Annotated in this window: 17 protein-coding genes and 1 pseudogene; 10 read left to right on the top strand and 8 right to left on the bottom strand. The window is 49.0% G+C overall.

Annotated elements, in window-relative coordinates; translation table 11 throughout:
• Positions 1 to 134: 134 nt before the first annotated feature.
• The 6 genes and pseudogenes from BFQ01_RS01830 to BFQ01_RS31070 all read right to left on the bottom strand — a co-directional run bounded on the left by BFQ01_RS01830 (position 135) and on the right by BFQ01_RS31070 (position 11,011).
• Complete coding sequence (locus tag BFQ01_RS01830) at positions 135 to 2,036, bottom strand: UvrD-helicase domain-containing protein (RefSeq protein ID WP_065924032.1); 1,902 nt, start codon at positions 2,034 to 2,036, stop codon at positions 135 to 137.
• The gene (locus BFQ01_RS01825) at positions 2,018 to 4,255 is read right to left on the bottom strand and encodes an ATP-dependent nuclease (RefSeq protein WP_065924031.1); all 2,238 of its coding nucleotides are present in this window, start codon (positions 4,253 to 4,255) and stop codon (positions 2,018 to 2,020) included. The genes BFQ01_RS01830 and BFQ01_RS01825 overlap by 19 nt, the downstream gene beginning before the upstream one ends.
• A gap of 572 nt (positions 4,256 to 4,827) precedes the next feature.
• Positions 4,828 to 8,415 (bottom strand): restriction endonuclease, encoded by a 3,588-nt coding sequence (locus BFQ01_RS01820; protein WP_083244833.1) that lies wholly within the window; start codon positions 8,413 to 8,415, stop codon positions 4,828 to 4,830.
• A 142-nt stretch (positions 8,416 to 8,557) separates the two neighbouring features.
• Positions 8,558 to 8,777, bottom strand: a pseudogene (locus tag BFQ01_RS31075) (IS630 family transposase); the annotation flags it as partial.
• An 864-nt stretch (positions 8,778 to 9,641) separates the two neighbouring features.
• Complete coding sequence (locus BFQ01_RS01815) at positions 9,642 to 10,418, bottom strand: hypothetical protein (protein ID WP_256097661.1); 777 nt, start codon at positions 10,416 to 10,418, stop codon at positions 9,642 to 9,644.
• A 374-nt stretch (positions 10,419 to 10,792) separates the two neighbouring features.
• Complete coding sequence (locus BFQ01_RS31070; protein WP_083244832.1) at positions 10,793 to 11,011, bottom strand: helix-turn-helix transcriptional regulator; 219 nt, start codon at positions 11,009 to 11,011, stop codon at positions 10,793 to 10,795.
• Between the two features lie 574 nt (positions 11,012 to 11,585).
• Between BFQ01_RS31070 and BFQ01_RS01810 the strand changes: the two genes are divergently transcribed.
• The 10 genes from BFQ01_RS01810 (at position 11,586) to BFQ01_RS01775 (ending at position 18,792) form a co-directional block, all read left to right on the top strand.
• Positions 11,586 to 12,509, top strand: a complete 924-nt coding sequence (locus BFQ01_RS01810) for a sigma 54-interacting transcriptional regulator (protein ID WP_065924028.1) — start codon at positions 11,586 to 11,588, stop codon at positions 12,507 to 12,509.
• Between the two features lie 544 nt (positions 12,510 to 13,053).
• Positions 13,054 to 13,422 carry an EscI/YscI/HrpB family type III secretion system inner rod protein gene (locus BFQ01_RS31065; RefSeq protein ID WP_074843642.1) on the top strand — a complete coding sequence of 123 codons (369 nt, stop codon included), beginning with the start codon at positions 13,054 to 13,056 and terminating at the stop codon, positions 13,420 to 13,422.
• 5 nt (positions 13,423 to 13,427) lie between these two features.
• Positions 13,428 to 14,228 carry a type III secretion system inner membrane ring lipoprotein SctJ gene (gene sctJ, locus BFQ01_RS01805; RefSeq protein WP_065924027.1) on the top strand — a complete coding sequence of 267 codons (801 nt, stop codon included), beginning with the start codon at positions 13,428 to 13,430 and terminating at the stop codon, positions 14,226 to 14,228.
• Positions 14,229 to 14,241: 13 nt separating this feature from the next.
• Positions 14,242 to 14,790: a type III secretion protein gene (locus BFQ01_RS31060; RefSeq protein WP_065948507.1), complete on the top strand. Its 549-nt coding sequence runs from the start codon at positions 14,242 to 14,244 to the stop codon at positions 14,788 to 14,790.
• A gap of 11 nt (positions 14,791 to 14,801) precedes the next feature.
• Entirely contained in the window at positions 14,802 to 15,395 is a 594-nt protein-coding gene (gene sctL / locus BFQ01_RS01800; protein WP_065924026.1) for a type III secretion system stator protein SctL, read from the top strand.
• A gap of 84 nt (positions 15,396 to 15,479) precedes the next feature.
• On the top strand, positions 15,480 to 15,698 hold the full coding sequence (locus BFQ01_RS01795) for a hypothetical protein (RefSeq protein ID WP_065924025.1): 219 nt from the start codon (positions 15,480 to 15,482) through the stop codon (positions 15,696 to 15,698).
• Entirely contained in the window at positions 15,682 to 16,092 is a 411-nt protein-coding gene (locus BFQ01_RS01790) for a type III secretion protein (protein WP_323145765.1), read from the top strand. The genes BFQ01_RS01795 and BFQ01_RS01790 overlap by 17 nt, the downstream gene beginning before the upstream one ends.
• Before the next feature lie 14 nt (positions 16,093 to 16,106).
• Positions 16,107 to 18,230, top strand: coding sequence for a type III secretion system outer membrane ring subunit SctC (sctC, locus tag BFQ01_RS01785; protein WP_065924023.1), 2,124 nt, complete (start codon positions 16,107 to 16,109; stop codon positions 18,228 to 18,230).
• Entirely contained in the window at positions 18,227 to 18,430 is a 204-nt protein-coding gene (gene hrpT, locus BFQ01_RS01780; protein WP_065924022.1) for an HrpT family type III secretion system protein, read from the top strand. The genes sctC and hrpT overlap by 4 nt, the downstream gene beginning before the upstream one ends.
• 11 nt (positions 18,431 to 18,441) lie before the next feature.
• A complete protein-coding gene (locus BFQ01_RS01775) occupies positions 18,442 to 18,792 on the top strand; it encodes a transcriptional regulator (protein ID WP_065924107.1) in 351 nt (116 codons plus the stop codon).
• Here the strand turns inward: BFQ01_RS01775 and sctU are convergent, their stop codons facing one another.
• Positions 18,793 to 19,890: a type III secretion system export apparatus subunit SctU gene (gene sctU / locus BFQ01_RS01770; RefSeq protein WP_065924021.1), complete on the bottom strand. Its 1,098-nt coding sequence runs from the start codon at positions 19,888 to 19,890 to the stop codon at positions 18,793 to 18,795. It abuts the gene before it with no gap.
• Complete coding sequence (gene sctT, locus BFQ01_RS01765; RefSeq protein ID WP_065924020.1) at positions 19,887 to 20,675, bottom strand: type III secretion system export apparatus subunit SctT; 789 nt, start codon at positions 20,673 to 20,675, stop codon at positions 19,887 to 19,889. Before sctT ends, sctU begins: the two co-directional genes overlap by 4 nt.
• Positions 20,676 to 20,683: the final 8 nt, after the last annotated feature.

Here is a 20,683-nt window from a genome sequence, read left to right as displayed (position 1 = left end):
CCACTCATGAACACTAGACAGCATTAACTGCTGAGTGATGGAACAGTCGAGCAACTATGCAGCGAATGTTAAAACATAGCTAACTTTTTGATATGTGCCACACATGATCGCGTGGCACACATCTACTTCAGAACTCAATCGATACATTGTACAGACTTGTCTCCAAACCATTTCCTTGCGGTTGCAAGTGCTTTAGCACTAGGCTTGCTACAATAAACTACCAAACTACGTTTAGAACGAGTACAGCAGACATAAAATAACTTTCGTGTTCTCTCAACAACTGACTCGGTTCCAGCCTCCTCAAATATGTAACTGAAGTTATACTTATTCCAGCCTCCATTATCCAAAACTACTAGAACATTATCGAACTGAGCGCCCTTTATCTTATGCTGAGTGGAAAAAGGAGTATATCCCTCAAGATACTTAAAAAGATTCTGGAATTCGTCAAATTTCACTTTAGCTACCCGATCATAAAGGTATCTGCTTTTAGAGAAAAAAATCGAAAGATTATCATCTTTCTTACAGACTCCAAGTTCATCTGCTCGATCTATAACCACGCCAATAGGTTGGTCTGACATCTCACTCAGCTCATCGATGATCTGTTTGAGTCGTCTTTTATCTTCGACTGACCTTATCTTAAATTCGGTTCGCTTTAGAAATTCATTATATCGTCGGGTTTTGTATAGATTGATAATATTTTGAATCTTAAAAAGGTGCTTTATCAGTGCATCTCGTTTGCTTCCTGCTTTGGTGGTAGCACTGGGATCATCTTTTTTGTCGTCGATAAGGGCTTCCTTAGCAACGTACATACGCCTAAACGTAACATATGGCATGGCCAGGGCTTGTTGATAAAGCTCTTGGTGGCCGTCAATAAAAGGCTTCATCCCTTTTGTCGGAGTAACATCCTTTATCTTGCTTGGAAACTCATCTACTAAATGGCCAATCACCTCACCAAAGGAAAACTCTGAGAAGTCTACTTCTATTTTTGTCTCTTTTATAAAATCTTTTATACGATTACGATATGCTATGATTTTATCACCATCGTAGATCAGCATGAGCTCTGCAAATCCGGCTTTTGGCGCAATTAGGTTATGAGTTAAATGGAGTTCCTTATTTTCTTTGGTATCGGTAAAGTCCCACCCAAGGGAGTCTTTTACCGTATCTAGTTTGTCTATGTCAGTGGCGGTATAGAGAAACCTCATGTCGCCATCTACAACCTTTCCGCTCGACATGTTCGGAGCATTTTCGTCGTTTGATGCATCTTGAGTTATACCGTCGGTTCGTAGCCTATTCGCAAGTTCGTAAATCAATTTGGGGTTTCGTCGATTCTGTATTTTTTTCACCTCCTCGACTAAACCTTCTTTTCGATATTTATTCAGGTCACCTACGCCGTCGTCATAGATAGACTGCATCGCGTCACCAAAAAAGCCGATGATGTTTGTTTTTTTACTTTTCTGAAAGTGCACCAACAGAATATCAGTCACTAATTCAGAAGTATCCTGATATTCATCCACAAGTATAAACTTGTAACGATCCTTGGCGATATCGCTCAACTTAGGGTAAGTACTGAACATGTCATGAGCAAGTATTAAGATTTCGTCATGAGAAACGACAGCCTCTTTGACCAAGGTATATTCTTTATATTGAACATCCCTCCCCCTTAATTCTTCTGGGTTAAATCTGTCATCTGGATTTTTAATACTAGTTAAATTTTCACTTTTAAGCGAAGCAATCAACGTATCAATCAACTCTGCTTTGTATGGACGAATTAGGTCCCATAAGAACTCATGGATTGTACCGATATGAAGGTTAGGATCGCTGATACGCCCTCGAATTTCTGCTACGGCCGCATTAGTGTATGTCATGCAGGCGATCGTGTTTTTTGGGTTCTCAGCAAGTGCTTGCCGTATAAATTGAACAAGTGAGTAAGTTTTGCCACTACCAGCCCCACCGCTCAATAAAAAATTTTTACTCTGATCCACTAGATCAAATATGCTTTGGACCTCGGGTTCAAGTGTTAGTCTTGTTTGAGCCATTGCAATGCCTCCTTGATGTACAATGGAGTATTCCAGTTAGAAAACTCTATAGAGAAATCTTCAAGTTTAGCGGTGTTAATATTTGATACAACTATATTTTTGATCGTACTATTAAGCAGAATTTCCATAGCAAACGATGGCTTACTTGTTATTGCATCCTCTGCACAATCGAATGCGTCTGTGACTCCATTCGCGAAGCTTTTTAAGTGTGTTTGCACTAGCGATGGAAATTTCGTATCTCCGATAAAACTCGCATCTTCGTCGAAAGCCAAACTCTTAATAAAATTTTTATTCAAATGAAAGAATGCGTCTTCAAAGCTTCTTGCATGATAGACCTCCCCTTCCACATTTGTTTCAGGTATTTGGTAGGCGCAGAGTAGCTTTCCAAATATAGACGGACACCACTGGGCGTCTTCCATTTTCTCTAAGGTTTTCTGACCCGGCTTCAAATCTCGATAAAAGGCCAAATCATCTTTTTTATAAAAAAATCGTAGAGAGGCATTGGTAGTGTGCGTGCCGTGTTGAACTCTACATTTCTGGAGTCCTAGACGCACTTGTTTATTTTTGTCGAGCTTTGGTTGCCCGCTTTTTTTATCTATCAAAGGCATCATTGCCGAGGAGTCTATGTCGGTAATGATCAGTGACCTGACCCCTATGAAATGCACAAACTTCTCGAAGATATGTGAATACGCCCCGACCTCGACCATGGAAATATTCTGCGAGAGAAGTGGAATGTTGTTTACAATTCCTGTTTTTATTTCCTCTACAAAATCTTCTTGGTCGACTTTTAACATCATTGCAGGAAGTAAAACACGCTCCGTGTCACCTTCTATAAAAACTGCTTTATCTGCAAAAAATAACTCCGACCGGTGGATGGTCAGATATTGCTTTAAGAACGTGTAATGTTGCGAGTCTTCGTAGTAGTCCTTCAAATCTTTCAGATTTTTTGATATTACACCTTTGTGCGTTTTTTTGAAGTATTTGATGTCTTCAAAATCGCTTTCAGATACTATATATGACGAGTGTGTGCTAAGAACCGTTTGAAGATCACGCTTTATGCCATCGGCCCTTTTTATGCCGGACCTTAACAAAGACTTAATGTTTTTTATAAAAATTCTTTGAAGCTGCGGATGTGTATGAGCTTCCGGCTCTTCGATGAATAAAAGATTTATATCCGATGGCGATTCGTTTAGATCCTTATGGAAATCATGAAGCTTAAGCTTTATTTCAAATATCATGCTGATTAGGTTGAGATAACCTAACCCGTTATAATTTTCCGGTAGATCGTGCTCACTATTCCCAAGGCCGTACATGACAGTAGTGTTTTCTTCTAACAGATCACGATGCTGTAGTGATGACACAATTTTGATAACTGAATCATTTTGACTCATTCCCCCAAATTTTTTTACATCACTTATTACGCCCTCAAATATTTTCTCATATACAATATTTAATTTTGCATCAGTATTAGTTAACGTATCTTTGAACTCCTCTACCACTGACTCGTTGGGATTACTGGCTTCGAGCTTTTTATAAATCTTCGCTGAAAGTTGTGATAGGGAATTATCCGTATCCTTGTTGGATACATTTCGACGCGCGCTGATCCATTTGAAGTTTATTATTTTAGAAAGATTTATATTTTCCAAATCCAAATCTACAAAGTTTTTCTCATCCTCTATTTTTGTTTTTACATCAAAGTGCAAGCTACGACGCGATATGAAAAAATATTTACTATGCTGATCCCTTAAGTATTCAAAAAGAGATAGTTGTGCTTTTTTCTCTGCGATTTTCTTTGCTGTTATTTTATTAAAATCCTCCACGAGCTTATGAATGTCATCCGTAGTTACCTTGTATTCGAATGCTAGAACGACCATCTTGTTATCGGGATCTAAATCCATGATGACCTTATCACCTATATTCTGTAGGTCGTCGTCGTCATCATATTCGATAAAGATTTTAAGAGCGATACCAATACTATTTTCATTGGGCTCAGTACCTGAGACTACTTTTAATAGGTGATCTTTTATTTCGCTATTGAGATCTTCGAAAGTAAATGTGTTCCGAGTCGCGGCGCTGCCTATGAATTTCTCCAAGCACAGAAGAAATGACGTTTTCCCCGTATTATTCTTCCCAATAATTACTGATAGATTTCTCTCTAGGTCAACAGAAATATCTTTCAGCAACCTAAAGTTCTGTATCTTGATTTTAGTTACTCGCATTGCAGCATCCTTTCATTAGCATTGGCGATCTGTAAACTTCTTGGTTATACGTGTTATTTCATAATAATAGGTTACTCATGGCAAATATGCTAGGATCTACAGATATTTCTCCCCTATCGGTTTTCTCTCCTGCCTATGCTTTCTTACTAGCGCCTCAATTTTCTTATGGTTAATTGCTCCATATCGCTGATCTTGCTTGTTGTGCCCTAAGTGTCGCTGATGAGAAGGGATAGCCAACTCCAGAGCGATGCGTGGAGCGGTAACTATGCTTCCAACGTAACGTCCCGTATGCCCGAAAGACATGCGTGCGAGTAGACGATAAGAGCGGCTGTGAAGGGTACTACCTGATATTTGAAGGGGCTTGCCATTTTTCGTATATAGATCCATGAGGCGTCTCCTTCTGTCCTTAATTACTCACCGCAGTCGATTTTATATTTTTTAAAGGGTAAACCCCATTTTGAGCCATCCATATCATCTCTAGAAAACTGACAGGCGTCGCATATAAAACTATGCCAGTCAAAGGTTGCAGACTTCAAAACATCTACAACCCAAAAAAGGAGCTAAATTGCTGTCTACTTCATATCAAGACTTTTGCTCTCAAGAAAAATTCTATAAGTTCTCTCCACGAAAACGTTCACTGGGCCTTTGCGCGAAGCTTCAAACTCTTCCAGTTGTGAACTAGTGAACAACTTAAGGAATAGACTTGTATTTTGCTCAAACATTTGAGCAAGAAAGGGATGCCAATTGAATTCGCAAAATGATGTTAGAAATATTTTAGCTAAGCTGTCATCCCAATGTCTGGTGCAGACAGAAATTATTGCTGGATAATAGAATTGGTGTGAGAAAAAGACCGGGAAGTATTCTTCTGCTAACAATAGCGTTGTATTCGACAGATCGTAGTTCAGCATGTAGCTAGCAATACATGCTCTAACACCTTTGTCCCGCACCTTACTGAGGTAGGTGTCAAGGTCTTCTTTATTTAGCCCGTTTAAAACCTTGAGCTTAGCTAGTTTAAACGAGGGGTCAGAATGATCAGTGTTTATAAGAAGAAGTTTATAGGAGTCCTCTTTCGTTAGGCAAACTTCACCGTCATTGCATAGCGATAAGAAATCAAAAATTAGATCATATTTACAGATATTACCGAAGTTATAATTTTCAATTGATAGGCTATCAGGCGATAACTCTTTGAGATGATCAGTTAGTTTATTCCTCATTAGATCTAGAGCGAATTCCTTGTTCTTGTTGTAGTAATAATTTACATATAGACAAAATATTCCTTCGTGCTGCCCATTTAACGCATTGAAATATTCGTCAATTTGAGTGGTTAGGTCAGCATCAATATCTGCGTCGGCTGCCTTGGAAAGATACCCAATAGCATAATTTATCTCGTCTGGATCTTTTCTAGAATATGCCAGCCTTACTAGTGGGAGAAGACAGCCGGCGCCTCCACTTAGTCCAAGGCTCCATATTAAGCCGTAAAAATACAAGTCTTTTCTAAAGTTCAATCGTTGATAAGTCGAAATAAGCGTTTCAATTTTCTCGCTGTCAAGCTTTGAAGTCTTGATTAGTTCAACTATTTTGAGGATTGTGTGAAATACGCCTTCTTGTATTAAGTGGTCTTCGTCCTCATAACTCAATTCGATTAAGTAATCAAACTCTTGGGTAATGTCGAACTCTATACCTAATGAAGATAGGACCTGTTTGGCCCAGAATGCGGCTACGGAGTTAATATTGCTGATTCTAACAAGTACCTCGTGAGCCAGTGACCGATCTATTTCTAGAAGCGCCCGGGTTGCATCATAGAATTCCCCCATGTAATTAGTTTTCTCTAAAACAGATACCAGTGCTTCGCAGTCCGAGCTATCGCCAAACAATGCCAGTGTTCGTAAGCTTAAGCATAATTCTGTCTTGCCATCGACTTTCCACTCATTTATCCGTCTTCTCGCGATGTTAGTAATTACGGTAGGAGGTGAGAGAAACCACAGGTCATAGCTACCCCCGGAAATTTTAGCCGGGGATTGCGCGCGAGGCTCGTTTTCAACCAAGATATCTATAAGGGTCTCTAAGTCGCCGCCCAGTGCCAAGGCTTTTTGCCTCTGATGAAAATGGTGAAAGTCCACTTCTCCAGAACGAGACTTTAATCTTTCATAGCTACTTTTCGTAGCTAATATACCTAGCGCGGAAATCGCAAGACTTCGGGTCAGGATCTTCTCACTTGATTCAAGTTCGAGTAGTTTCTTCTCAACTTTAGTTAAGTGGCCGCCTTGGAATCGACGAGCAATTTTTGCGGCAAGCAATATATCAAATCCTAACACCGTGTCTATAAAATCGTCCTTTTCATTCTCCAGTATGGAGTTACTGCAATATAGCCAGATATCATAGTGTGAATGATTGAATACGGATGATTGATGCATGCGCCAATTCTTGGAAAGAGCCTTTGATGCCAAGTAATCAGAAATGATTTGGTGTGGTGTCGAAAAGTGATCGTCTTTACCCTTGTATAAGATTTCGTATCCCGTTATCAGGTTAATAAAATCCTCAAAGCTAAGGATTCTGGCAAGATAAGATTGTGAGCTGATTAGCTCGTCGTAACACTCTATCATTAAATTATTGTAGCTATCTTCCGGTATTGACGACACACCTAGACCAAAGGTTGCTTTGTAGAGCACTGTTGCGAATGCATGAATCACTTGAGCTTCAGGTAATTTATTGGATTTGATATCGCTGCTTACAACTCTAGCCTTGTCTTTTTTTAGCTTGCTGGATATCCAGTCTTCAAGGATGTCTTCCGTGCTGTCGGGGAGTTTTTTATTGTTTTTGTAATACCCGATAGATCGTGATAGAACAAATGGGGATGAGAAGAAGTCAAAGTCAACGGAGCTGAGCCTGCTTCTGTACTGATCATAGAACTCCGCAAGCTCTTCGTTCTTAAATAACGAACTAGCTATGTTGAACGCGCTTCTGTATGAGAGGGGTTGTATGGATAGGCAACAAGCTAATTTATTAGACTGGGTATCTATGCTTAAGCCCTGATCTCTCAATGTGACGATATAGCTATGATCATCGATCGTCCCGGAAAGGTCATCAAAGAAAGCTTGAGTATCACACTGAAGCATCTCATCTAGCCCGTCGAGCAAGAAGAGAAATTTAAATGGTAGGCTCTTCCATGAGCCAAATAATATTCCTAGCTCCTGCTCAATCATATGATTAAGCATATTTCTTGAGTAGCTTCTTAACTTTAGATTCACGGGCAGATAGTGAATATCTGATTCCAATGCAAGTTTTTTTGTGATGATTGATAAGGTACAGGACTTCCCACTCCCGCCGGGCGAGGATATAGCTATATTGTTTCCCGCTTTCAAGATCTCTAGTATGTTGTCAGTAGTGATGATTTGTTGTTTAAGATCTGCTGGCTTATATTCACTATTAAGATTTGGTGGAAATGGAGCGGGAGAGTAAGCTAATGCTGTTAGATTATCCCCGGCCAAAGAAATTCTGTTGAGATAAGCTTTGAGGTTGAAATCTGGTGTGGGGTTATCCTTTAAAATTTTCTCAATCAAAAAGTTTTGTTCTAAAATATCGGATAATTCACTCCATATGGTTATCAGTTCGTTCTGAAAATCGCGACCGGACCAAATCGTGAGGTTTTCCAATGTATCCAAATACTCATTGGCGATTTGGATTGGGTCTACGCCTAGGATCTTTGCTTCTTTAAGCAAAGCTGGCTGAAATTTTCCTTTGTTTATTATTTTTTCACATTCACTCTTTAAGCTCGTGTAATTTGCTTGGCGATATGCTTTGCGCAAGGGGCCATTGACTTCGCCAGAAGTTATTATGTACTGATGTTTTGTGTCTGAATTATTTAGAGCTTTATCTAGGGATACCTTGATTATCTCTTCGGCGACATCACTTATACTTAGTGCGGCGTCGTACCTTTTGCATTGAATGCAAATTAGATGGTTTGTTAAGGTCGACTTAGCAGTACAATCATACCCCTGGTCACCCGATGGTTGGGGGCCGCTCGTCATTTGAAAATCTAGTTTCTTTCCTAAAAGAGATAACGCCTGATAAGTAAAGTCCTCAAATGCGTTTGGTGACAGGTCATGAATTGGAAGTGGAAAGCCTCGATAAAGCGGTGGTTTCGCTGCCTGCGCTTGCATAGTCTCTTCTCAATAGGTGTTTACTTGGACCCGAGCATCCCTGACTTTTGACAGTGAATCAACAGGCTGTAACTCAACTGTACACATCAGAATGTCAATCAGGGCTCAAGTGTGGTGTTTCAGTAGTAGAACGGAAAATTTCTTACCCCAATGCTTTTGCTGCACGAGCAACGGAGCCAAGGATCTCATCCGCTTTTTTGTGCCAGCGAAATGACTTCGGATTCTGGTTGCAGGTTTCAAGGTAGTACTCGATTGAGGACTCCAGATCCTTCACGCTGACATGCGCCTGGCGCTTGATTCATTTCTCGCTCAGCGCTGAGAAAAAATCGCTCCACAAGATTCGTCAATGACGCAAACGGGGGGGCAAATAGATGGGCATAGACCCGATTTTCATTGGTACTTGTGAAACATGACACTAGGCAATAGAAAGTTGCGCGCAAGCGTCTTATCCACGCTGAAACACAAACAATCGGCAGTACCTGTTCTTGCGACCGAGCTGACGCCTCGCTCCGCTCGTTGTCGGCCGGACATCCAATCGGGACAGCTTCGCCATCCCGGCTTCGCTATCCGGCGCCATTAATATCTGATGCAGATCAGGCACGTGACAACTCCCACGAAAAACTGTATCTCCTGAAAACGCTCGACGATTGAAGCGTTCCATATCTCTTGATCAAGCCGGTGCGCAAGCGCGCACGGTTGAGCACTAGGTCGGCTTGCCGACCTGGGGCGATTTATCCGTGTCTTAGCGCCCCAAAGGGGTGGCCGCAGGCCAGGGCAGGTGAGCTTCATCCACCTGCGCCGCTTAGACGGGCTGTCACGCCATCGTGAGGGCTCCACTCCGCGCCGTGCCATGGGCACGAAGTGCGGCGCATTAATGAACTTCGAGGTTTGAACACCTCGGAAAGCTCTTTTTTTTACCGAAGGGGTTACTGACGAGGATATAAAATTCCATTTATTAAAATCGTCCGAAGTCGCGTATGGCATGCCCGCAGATGTGCATGTCGGGACGACTGGAATGAGTGATTTTCGACTATCGATGACCTGACAGCAGCCGCGAAGTGTGTACTTTTTTCAGCACCTTTATCGCGTATGAATTTCAGTCGTTACAAAGCCTCCGCTTGAGCGGATGAAGAAAAGTAAGGCAACGTAGAGAGTTCGCACGCCTGTTCACTACAGGTTAGGACAAGGGATATCGTTAGGTGAATTGATAACCACCTGCGAGCAGGCTATCTAGCCCGCAATCCTCTTATGGCATTTAGTGCCGCGTTGCCCGTTACACGCGCTGGGACAACTTCATGATCTGGCTTCAGGTTGCAAGACGGTGCTCCAGCCGCCTGGGTACCAGGAAACTCACCGGTTCCGCCGGCTTCACGGGCTTGCTTAGCTTGCCAGCGCTTCCGAGAAACCTCTCGACGGTGCTGAGCCAGGGATTGGCGCTCGAGCTCCGTCAGTCGACGCTGGCCAATCTCACGTAGTTGGGCATCTCGACGCTTTTTGGCTGCATTTTGCACGCGTTCAAAAACATAACGCAGACCCAAATCATTCCAGAACTGCTTGGTAAAGCGGATCAGAACACGGGTACGAACCAAGTTCAGACCGCTGTCGTCTTTTTCATCAAGGCGGATTCGCTCAATTCGACGGTAGACATAGCCAGCCTCGTCGAGCGTCTTGAACAGCCGACAAAGCACCGGTGACGAGACTCCTTCGGAGTCCTCGGCAATTTTGCGTTGGGTGTTGAGCACGTAGCGCCCGGACTCAGGATCGATGAACCCGAGTATCCCGGTGGCCAAGTCCAACCGCACCAGCAATTGCTCTGCAACTCGCTCGATCACTTGAAATTTTTCAACACGGGTACGTCGATCACCGTGCACCGTATCAAGCCGACGCAGATAATGACCTCGGTAGCTGACCATGTTGCTAAGACGCTCGTACGCTGAACGGATGAGCGGATTCTTTAGCTGTTGATTGGAGAGGTGTCTAGGGGCTGCGTATTGGGCAGGCATAGTCCGCGCGGGGCGGCGCAACGCAGAATGGGGATCTGAAGGTGAAAGCCTCGCGGCTTTGTGGAAGGTCATCCCTCACCTCCAAAGCACCCTGGCTTGTACTTAACAATCTGTCTAATCCGATTGAGTGCATATGACTCGCCCCCACCGTCATGAAGATGAAACATCGGACTGAGCTTTTTTGAATTTACCATCGGGCACAATCGCCTCTGTGCGTCAAAGCACACCTACTTGCGGACAGCAGGGATGGGAGCTAGGATGCTAACTAGTCGATAGCTGCATCGTAATGTCGTCCCTCAACCGCCAAGCTGAGGGACGCGACACACCCCTGCTGTAGTCACCAGAAGCCCGCTCGCCAAAGCGGGCTTCTGCATTCAGGGGTTCTGCCGAGCGGCGGATTCGGTTGTCGAGTGTCGTTTAGCTGTTTTGGACTCGAGCCAATGATCAAGATCATGCTCGAACCAGCCCACTATCCCGCCGCTCAGTTGCACCGAAGCGGGGAAGGATGGGTCGTTACGCTCAAGACGCCAAAGTGTTGAAGGGTTGATGCCCCCTAGTTTTTTGCAAACGGCTTTCCGGCGAATGATCTGCATGGCTACCTCTGCGCTCTATCAGTTGCATGCAGTGTCAGCAGCGGGCATTCCTAGGTCACGGATTCCGGCTTGATTATTTTCGCGCTCAAAAATCCGTGACTCACAGCCTCGGTCAAAGGTGCTTTAAGGACGCGGGGCAGCTAGGGCTGCGAAGCGGTAGCAAGCACCAAAGTGTATATGAAGGTGACTATATTTTTTGCGGCGGAACGTGGAACCTAAAGAGTACGGGCCCTACAGGCCAGATTTACGGTTTAACGTGTAAACGCTACCTGCGAAGTCTACGACAAATAAAAAAGCCGATGCACTGCATCGGCTTTTTTGTAGGTGAAACTTCCTAACATAGGACAAGCATCGTTCACACTTCACTACCAGACTTCCCCTACTTACCCCCCTCCGCCTTTAATGCAGCCAGGCAGTTGCACAATTTAACCTCAATAATGCCGGGGTTTTCCTACATTATTCCGGCCCACACTTACGTCAATATCCCAGTATAAGTTCTATACCCTCATTCCTGATTGACGAGCATAGACTGTCCTCTCAACACTGAAGTCGAGCGATAATGGAGAACTCTTCGATGTCGGTCTCCACCCTTGGAGAAAATGAAAAAGATACTTCACTCTTCGAAGACACGGATATTGAAAACACACTGAGCAGCACGGCCCCCCTCAATATAGACATACTGTTGCTGGGAGAAACCGGCACTGGCAAAGATACCCTGGCGCAGCGGGTTCACCGCCTATCGACCCGGCGGGGCAATTTTGTCGCGGTCAATTGTGCGGCTATTCCTGATAGCCTCGCCGAAAGCCAATTGTTCGGCGTCAACAGCGGTGCCTATACCGGCGCCATCCAGTCCCGTGCCGGTTTTATCGAGGCAGCCCATCTCGGCACCCTGTACCTCGATGAGATCGATAGCATGCCGTTGAACCTGCAAGCCAAACTGCTGCGCGCGCTGGAGTCGCGGGGGGTGGAGCGCCTGGGCTCAACCCGCTTCATCCCGGTGGACATGCGTGTGATCGCGTCTGCCCAACAATCGCTCCACCAGATGGTCGAACTCGGAACCTTCAGGCGCGACCTGTACTTCCGTCTGAATGTCGTCAACATCCAGCTTCCAGCCTTGCGTGATCGGCGAGAGCACATCATCCCGTTGTTCCTGGAGATGATTCAGCAGGAAGCCCACCGGTTCAAACGCACTGCCCCGCCGCCCTCCGACGGGCTGCTGCAACAACTGCTGTGCCATACCTGGCAGGGTAATGTTCGGGAGTTACGCTCCACGGCCAAAAGGTTCGTGCTGGGCCTGCCACCGTTTTCAACCTCAGTGAGCGAGCTGCAGGATGCCCAGGTGAACCTTAAGACACGCCTGCAGCACATTGAAAAAGCCTTGATTGAAGAGTCGCTGCACCGCCACCTGTATTGCGTGGATACCGTGGCGATTGAATTGGGTATGGCAAAACGCACGCTGTACTACAGGATGAAGAAATTGGACATCCCACTGTCCTGAGGACAAAGGGAACTATTAAATACTCAGTAAAACTCCATCCTTCCAACTCAAAAACCACATATATAGAAACAAATAGCCACAAACCTGTTTGGAACGGTTTAGCCCCATGAACCACCTACTCACAGCCTGGTTCAAGTTACAAAAAGTTCCAGACATCCACGAAGCTTGACTCACGACAAGTGAATCAACGTTCAAAACATCAAACTCGGAGTCTTATTATGGCTGGTATATCCGGTAGTAATTCGTACGGTTCAAACGCATACAACAACGCCTCGATGTTCGGTGGTGCCGATGGGGTAGCTGGTGGTGGAGGTGGTGCAGGTTCCGCGTCTGATCGCGCAGCCGCCGTCGCAGAGGCGACTTTCCAAGAGAGCTTGAAGGCAAAGATGATCACTGGCTTGTACGCCGCAGCTAAAGAAATCCGCTCGTAACAGGACCACCTCCCTGGCTCATTAGCCGGGGAGGTGTCATATGAGCTTAAATCGCAAATGCGGCATCCGCCATTATCACCAACCTGCTTCAGCCCCCATACCGCAGGCCCTATATGCAGATAGAAGCATTTGATTTTTCAACGCTGAATACGCGTCGCGGAGGCACTGATGTTACACAGAAAAACTCAATATCCAGCACGGATGTAAGTTTCTTCGCGTCAATGCTCGAAGGCTCGAAAGCCAGCACGCCTGCCGTCGCCCCCCCTGCTGTATTAGCCATGCTGGCGGAGCATTCAAGTTATATCGAAAATAAAAAAAACCGCCTCGCGCGGGCGCTGAAATCATCAAGTAAAGGCATGGACTCTGAAAAATTCAGAGAGTACCCGCGCGAACTCTCTAATGTGGCGCTCACTACCCAACTGTTAGTAAAGAGCCTTGGCAAGACAAGCCAATGCATCGACAAAATCTGTAACATGCAATAGTGAACATGATTAAATCCCTGCCCGCCGCCCTGCTTTTTATTCTTGTATGCACGTTAAACGGTTGCAGCGACCGCGTTGAACTTCATCGGCAACTTTCTGAGCAAGAAGCCAATGAGGTGGTCGCGGAATTGGCAGATAAACATATTCGCGCCCAAAAAATCCCGGCCAAAGACGGTGTCGTCGTGGCGGTCAACGCCACCGATATTGGACGCGCCGTACGTACATTGGAAGCCGCAGGGCTACCTAGAATGGCGCGGACGACGCTGGGCGATACCTTTCGCAAGGAAGGGGTTATTTCTACCCCACTGGAAGAACGGGCACGCTACATTTATGCCTTGTCCCAAGAGCTAGAAGCCACCTTGTCCAACATTGACGGGGTGATTATTGCCCGGGTACACGTGGTATTGCCGGAACGCATCGCGCCAGGGGAACCGGTCCAGCCCGCATCCGCATCAGTCTTCATTAAGCATGACCCACGCCTGGACCCCGATAATATCCGCGCACGCGTTCGCAGGATGGTAGCGAGCAGCATTCCAGGCATGACCACAGCCGTGGATAACCTGCAGAAACTCAGCGTGATCTTTGTGCCTGCTGCCACTTATCAGGAGCAGCAACGGCTGGTGTATTTCGGCCCGTTCCTGGTGCCCAGCGATGATCTCGGTTTTTGGCGAGGCAGCGTTATCGCGGCACTTCTCGGCGTGTTGTCATCCGTGGCCGGTACACTGTTCCTGCTCAATCGACGTCAGCCTCTTCTGCGAGGGCCGCAAGTAGCGCAGGAACCAATTGGCCCAGCTCATGACGCCTAGATTCGATCATTCAATGAGTGAACGCCTGGCCTGGGCTGAATGGTGGGCGTTTCCCTGGGAGCACGCTCACGAGGACTGGAGAGGTGACAAGTACACTTCAATTAGCGTGCTTTATCACAGCAGACGTTCCGCCCCGGATGGTCTCACAAGCATTGCCGCGTGCTTGCCTCCGGCCCCCCACCCCACCGTACTTCGCCTGGCCCTCGCATCAACGGAGCAACTCAACCTGGCGCTGACACTGGTTCACGGCACGTTCAATCCCGAGGCCGCACCGCCGTTGAGCGAAAGTCAGCATCTGTGGTGCATGCGTTTGTCCAAGGCGTTGCCCCCTACCATGCTGTCGCCGGATGCTGATCCGCTGCAATTGCTTTCCAGCTGGATAGAACCCGATACGTGGCAGCGCCTTCGATTGCGGTTCCCCCGTAACCGCGTATGTGCGGTTGAGAAAAGTAATATCTCACTCGAAAACTCAAGCAGCCGACTGAACACGCTCTGGCAAGCCGTAGTCTGGCGCGTGACGACATCGGCGAACGCCCCTCTGTCCCTTGACTCGAACGCGTAAGGAAAACAGAGATGTTATGTCGATACACCGTTGAATTGCCCAAGGATGCTGCGGGATTGTCACGTTGCCTGATTCCCCGGGAGGAACTTGCAAACTGGGAGCACGCCAACCAGCTCATCAGCCACGCCAAGGCACAGGCCGATGAACTGATAAACCAGACAGAGAGACAGTGCGAACTTCTGCTGGAAAAGGCGTCCCTGGATGTCTGGCAACGCGCAGACGCCCAATTCAAACGCTGGGAACGTGACCGTCAAGCGATGTGTGACAACCTGGAGGAGTACGCAACATCGATCACCAACCAAGCAATTAGACGCCTGCTTGGCGAAACGGTAGCCCCTCAGCGGCTGTCAGCCCTGCTGAAGCAATTGCTGGCGGACCAGATTCAGGAGATCGACGCGGCGCTTCTCTGTCACCCCCAGGACTTTGAGGAGGTAAAACAGTATCTCGCCCATCACAAAGCCACGCTCTGGAAGCTTCACCACGACGAAACAATCCCTGCTCAGACACTTGTATTGAAAACCGACGAGGGTGATTTCCGTATCAGCTGGAATTCAATGCTCGATGCCTTTTTCAATCATGGGAGAGACTACCGGATAGACATTTAATTGCATCCGCTATGCATCGCCGACAACGAGCCTTGACAAAACCTTATTAATCCATGCACCTCCACATAATAAAGAGGGTAACTAATGAGTATTTTCAACAACCTTCCAGAGGAGCTTTCTAAAAACGCCAAAAATGCCCATAGACTTTATAAAAAGCTCCATACCCTCACATCTCAAGAGCAGGCTGATGCAAAGTTATTTTATGAGCTTGCAGTAAAGAGCACCCTGTCCCAGATGGCATATCTGGAACATACGCGTGTTTCGCATATGTTGCTCAAAAGCACTTTTGAAAGTTTCCAATAATATGCAAGCGTTAGTCCGTGATTGGTTAATCAGCGGCAAAGAACAACTCCGTTTGTTTGAGGGCGATGACGAAATCATGCTGAATCGTCAGGGAGACGCTTTGGTGCTGAGTGTTCAACTGACCTTGACTCGCCCAGACACCGCCACCTTGCAGCGCTGGATGCGCCTGGGCGCTGCCAGCCTGAATCACTTCCATGGCGCACTGGCTCAAAAAGCGGACAGCGGTGAGCTGTGGCTGATCCAGAAACTGCCAGGTGGGCAGGGAGAGGCATACGTACTCGGCTACCTTGAAGCCCTGCTGAACCAACGCGACACCTGGCGCGCCACAGTCGCGCGCCTTGCTCGCCACCCCCAAAACCTCAAACCCACCTCACTACGCTCACTGTCGTACTAACCAGAGAACCGGCAATGCATAACAAGAACCACGAGCACAGTCGCTTACGCCGTGCTTCGCCCAAGGGATTTCCCTGGCGTAACGCTATCCTGCTTTCCTGGCTGCTGATCCCAGCAGGGAACACACTGGCGGCCATCCCCCCCGAGTGGAAAAACACCGCCTACGCTTATGAAGCTGAACATAAGCCCCTCCGGGAAGTGCTGGAGGATTTCGCCCAGACCTTTGGGACACAACTACATGTCGAGGGCCTGCTGGAAGGCAACGTAAATGGCAAGATTCGCGCTAATACCCCGCAGTCGATGCTCGACCGTCTGGGGGTAGAACACCGTTTCCAGTGGTACCTGTACAACAACACCCTCTATATCAGCACGCTGGACCAGCAAGACTCGGCGCGCCTGGAGGTTTCTTCCGAGACCATTGCCGACCTTAAGCAAGCGCTCACCGATATTGGCCTGCTCGATAGCCGTTTCGGTTGGGGCGAGTTGCCCGAAGACGGCGTGGTACTGGTTTCGGGCCCTCGACGCTATATCGAGCAGATCAAACAGTTCAGTACCCAGCGCCGCTCTCCGGATGAAAAGCAGAGCGTGCTGAGTTTCCCGCTTAAATTCGCCAATGCGACGGATCGTCAAGTGGATTACCGCGGCGAGAAGCTCACTATTCCGGGGGTGGCCAGCATTCTGCGTGGATTGCTGGAGCCGCGTTCCAATTCGACCCTCAACAGTCTGAACCAACCCTCCCCGTCACAGCCTGCGCCGCTCGTACCGAACATTCCCCGATTGAGCAACCCCTTACTGGGGCAGATGCTGGGTACAAACGTCAACACCGGGCCGTTGGATCCGCTCCCGACACTCACCTCGCGAGCCCCGGTCTCACCCAGCAGGGTTCGCGTCGAAGCCGATGTACGCAATAACGCTGTGCTGATCTATGACCTGCCTGAGCGGCAGGGCATGTATCGAGAGTTGATCACTCAACTCGATGTCGCGCGCAAACTGGTGGAAATCGACGCGATCATTCTCGATATCGAGCGCACGCAATTGCGAGAGTTCGGGGTGAACTGGGGGTTTCAGAACAGCCGATTCCGTGGCGGCGTCAATATGGCACCGGGCACCTCTTCGCAGGTGTCGATTGAGAACCGTGAGCGCTTCTACGCAGATATACGCGCGCTGGAAGCCAAGGGGCTGGCAAGCATGGTCTCCAACCCCTCGGTGCTCACCTTGGAAAACCAACCGGCGGTCATCGACTTCAACCGCACCCAGTACCTGACCCCCGGCCGGGAGAATGCAACCATTTTACCGGTCACCGTGGGCACCAGCTTCCAGGTGGTCCCCCGTGTCATCACCAGCCGTGGCAGCCACCAGATCCATTTGGCGGTGGATATCGAAGATGGCAATTTCAACGAAACCAACCCCACTCCCGGCAACCTCGATGTACGCCGAGGCAAGGTCAGCACCCAGGCCGTCATGGCGGAAAAACGCTCACTGGTGGTCGGTGGTTTCCACGTCACCGAAAGCAGCGACAAGCGCAACAAAGTCCCCCTATTGGGTGATATCCCGCTACTGGGCAAGGCGCTGTTTTCCTCGACAGAACGGCAGAACAATCGACGTGAACGCCTGTTCATCCTCACCCCGCGCGTCATCGGTGACCAGGCCGATCCGTCGCGCTACCTGCCCCAGGCCGACCAGGTCGAATTGCAGGCAGCCCTCGCACCGTTGGCGCGGCGCTACAGCCCTCACCAGCCGGTAATCAAGCGCAGCGACATCATCAGTACCCTGGCGCACATGGTCAGCGGGAAAGTGCCCAAGGCCTTCAAGGCGGCACCAATGCCCCTGGGGCTGGACAGTTTGTGCAGCACCCGCGACTTGCTCGCGCTGAACACCGAACGCAGCCAATGGTATGCGGGACCGGACTACAACGTGGCGGTAGTGGTCCTGCGCAACCAGGTCAAACGCCACGTGCGTATCGACGAAAAGGAATGCAGCAACTCGCAGACCCTGGCCGTCAGCGTGTGGCCGCGCGCCTGGCTCAAGCCGGGTGAAGAAGCCGAGGTGTTTATCGCCATGCGCCCGGTGGTGAAGGACGAACACCTCAGCGTGCCCCGCCCCTCCTTGATTACTCCTGCTCAGAAGGCCACGCCATGAAACACCGCTTATTGTGCGTCACCCTGATCGCAACGGCACTGCTTGTCGCCGGCTGCACGCCCACCTGCAAGGGCGACTCCTGCTCACGCCCACAATCGAGCAAGGACAAGATGGTGATCTGGTGGCCACCGCAGATGCGTGCCGAGCCTGGTCCCGCCGGGGAACGTGCGGATTACCAGACTATCTCGCTGGAACGATGAGCCGCCAGGAAATGCCCGACAATCAACGCCAGGTATTTCTGGACAATCTGGTGAGTGGCGCTGCCGCTCACCTGATGCTCGCTCCCGGTATCAAAGCATGTGCACTGCACGCCGGCAAACGCCCGGGCATGGCCTTGCATGTCGCTCGTTCAGCATTACAGGCAGGGCAGTTGCGGCAGGTATTGGAGCGGCGCTTTGAGCTTGCCGTGGTGTTCGATGGTTGTTTTATCTACCTGGACGCGCAGGATGCCTTGGTAATCTGGCACGCGCTGCCGGCTGCAAACGATGCGCTCGACGGACTCCTCAGCCGGATGCTTTCCCTGGCCAATCTCCAAGCCCTGGACACACGCTCCACCTGCTGATCAGCGACGTTCCAACTCAGGCAATTCCAGCGTTTCGCGCTTGGCTTCATCATCAAGCTCACGCAAGGTGCGATAGATCAGTGCCACAGCCTGCAAGGATTCGCGGGGAATGCTTGCTCCCAACGCTTTGGTATAGAGCAAGCGCGCCAGCCATACGCATTGGATGACCGGCACCTCGGCGGCCTTCGCCTGCGCAATCAACTGGCGGGCGACGGCATCCGTACCTTTGCTGACCAGCAGCGGAAGCGGCGTCTTGCCCGGGCGGTAATACAGGGCGACAGCAAAGTGGGTCGGGTTGACCACCAGCATGTCGGCTTCCTCCAGCTTTGGCAGCTTGACCTTCGGTTCCTCCTGGGCCAATTGCTGCGCCAGCGCACGGCGCTGGCCCTTCACATGCGGGTCGCCTTCCATATCCTTGTACTCTTTGACGACCTCGACCTGGGTCATGCGCATGCGCTTGGCGAAGAAGTGCTTCTGCAAGGTGAAATCGATAACCGCCAGTACCAGTAACAATGCAAGACAGGCATGCAGCAGATAGCGGAACAGGGCGATCAATGCCAGGAGGTAACTTTGCAGATCGCTGTTGGCCAGGTTGATCAACGTCCCAAGAGAGGGCCAGACCACCAGGAATACGATCAGCCCCAAAAGAAACGCCTTGGCGATGCTCATCAACAGATTCATCAGCGACTGGGCAGAAAAGAATTGTTTAAATTGGCTGATCGGGTTGAGGCGATTGAAATCGAGCTTCAGAGCCTCGGGTGCAAACAGCAATCCGAACTGCATCCAACTGGCGATCAGCTTCATAGCAATCGCCACACCGGCCATCAGCAGGCCGAATGAGAAGAACACCACCAGGCCTTCAATCAGCACTTCTTCCAACGCCCGTACAAAGGGCTGGTCCAGGCGTGAGATCGGCAACACCATCAATTGCTGGAAACGTTGCAAGCTGGTATCGGCGGTGAACAAGGCGATCTCGCTGATGGCCGCCAGCACCATCAACTTGGCCACATCCTGACTTTGAGCGACCTGGCCTTTCTGGCGCTGGTCACGCAGCTTCTTGGCTGACGCCGGGTGCTTTTTTTCCCCCGAGTCACTCATGGCATCGGAGCCTTGAATAAAAGGCCCAGCGAGTGCTTCAGGTCACTCAGCTGGCTCATACTCCCCACGATCAAGTCCTGCAGCAGCGCAAAATACAACAGCAGAATACCGATCCCCGCCAGGCACTTGACCGGTGGCGCCAGCGTACTCACCTGTAGCTGCTGACTGTAGACCCCCAGCAGTGCGATGCCGAACTCCAGCAACAGCAGCACCGCGATAAAGGGAGCAGCGTAGAGCATCATATGGGTGAACGTGTCGCCCAGCAGGCCGACAAATACGCTCATGCCATCAGGCGCCGGGAGTGGGAACCATACGGTGGGTGGCCAAATCAGGTAACTGTCCCAGATCACCTGAGTCAACGCGCCTAACCCCAGGGTGGACATCAATAGAAAAATCGCCAATTGCTTGAACAAATGCCCTATCGGCGTCGCATCCGGCCCCAGTGAAGGATTGAGCTGACCACCGGCCAGGGCTCCGCGCTGGTTATCGAGCAAAGCCCCCACCGACTCGAACAGCCAGAACGGCATCGCAAGCAACATCCCCAGCAGCACCCCCAGCGCCAACTCCTTGAGCGCCAATGCAGCGAGCACAAACGCTGAGTAATCATGCTCCGTCAACGCAGCATGAATACCCGGCGCGGGCATCAGCGCCATGACCATCACAAGGATGTGCCGGAGCATGCCGCGTATATGCTGGAAACAGAACGCCGCCACGAGTATTCCGCACGGGTAGATTCGCGCCATGCCGATAATCAGACTGGGAAGGAAATCAAGATAAGCCAACACGGGTGAGG

Origin of the sequence: Pseudomonas sp. 8 R 14, from assembly GCF_900005955.1 — a bacterium.
Classification (GTDB): Bacteria; Pseudomonadota; Gammaproteobacteria; order Pseudomonadales; family Pseudomonadaceae; genus Aquipseudomonas; species Aquipseudomonas marginalis.
This window is presented reverse-complemented; position numbering and strand designations above follow the sequence as displayed.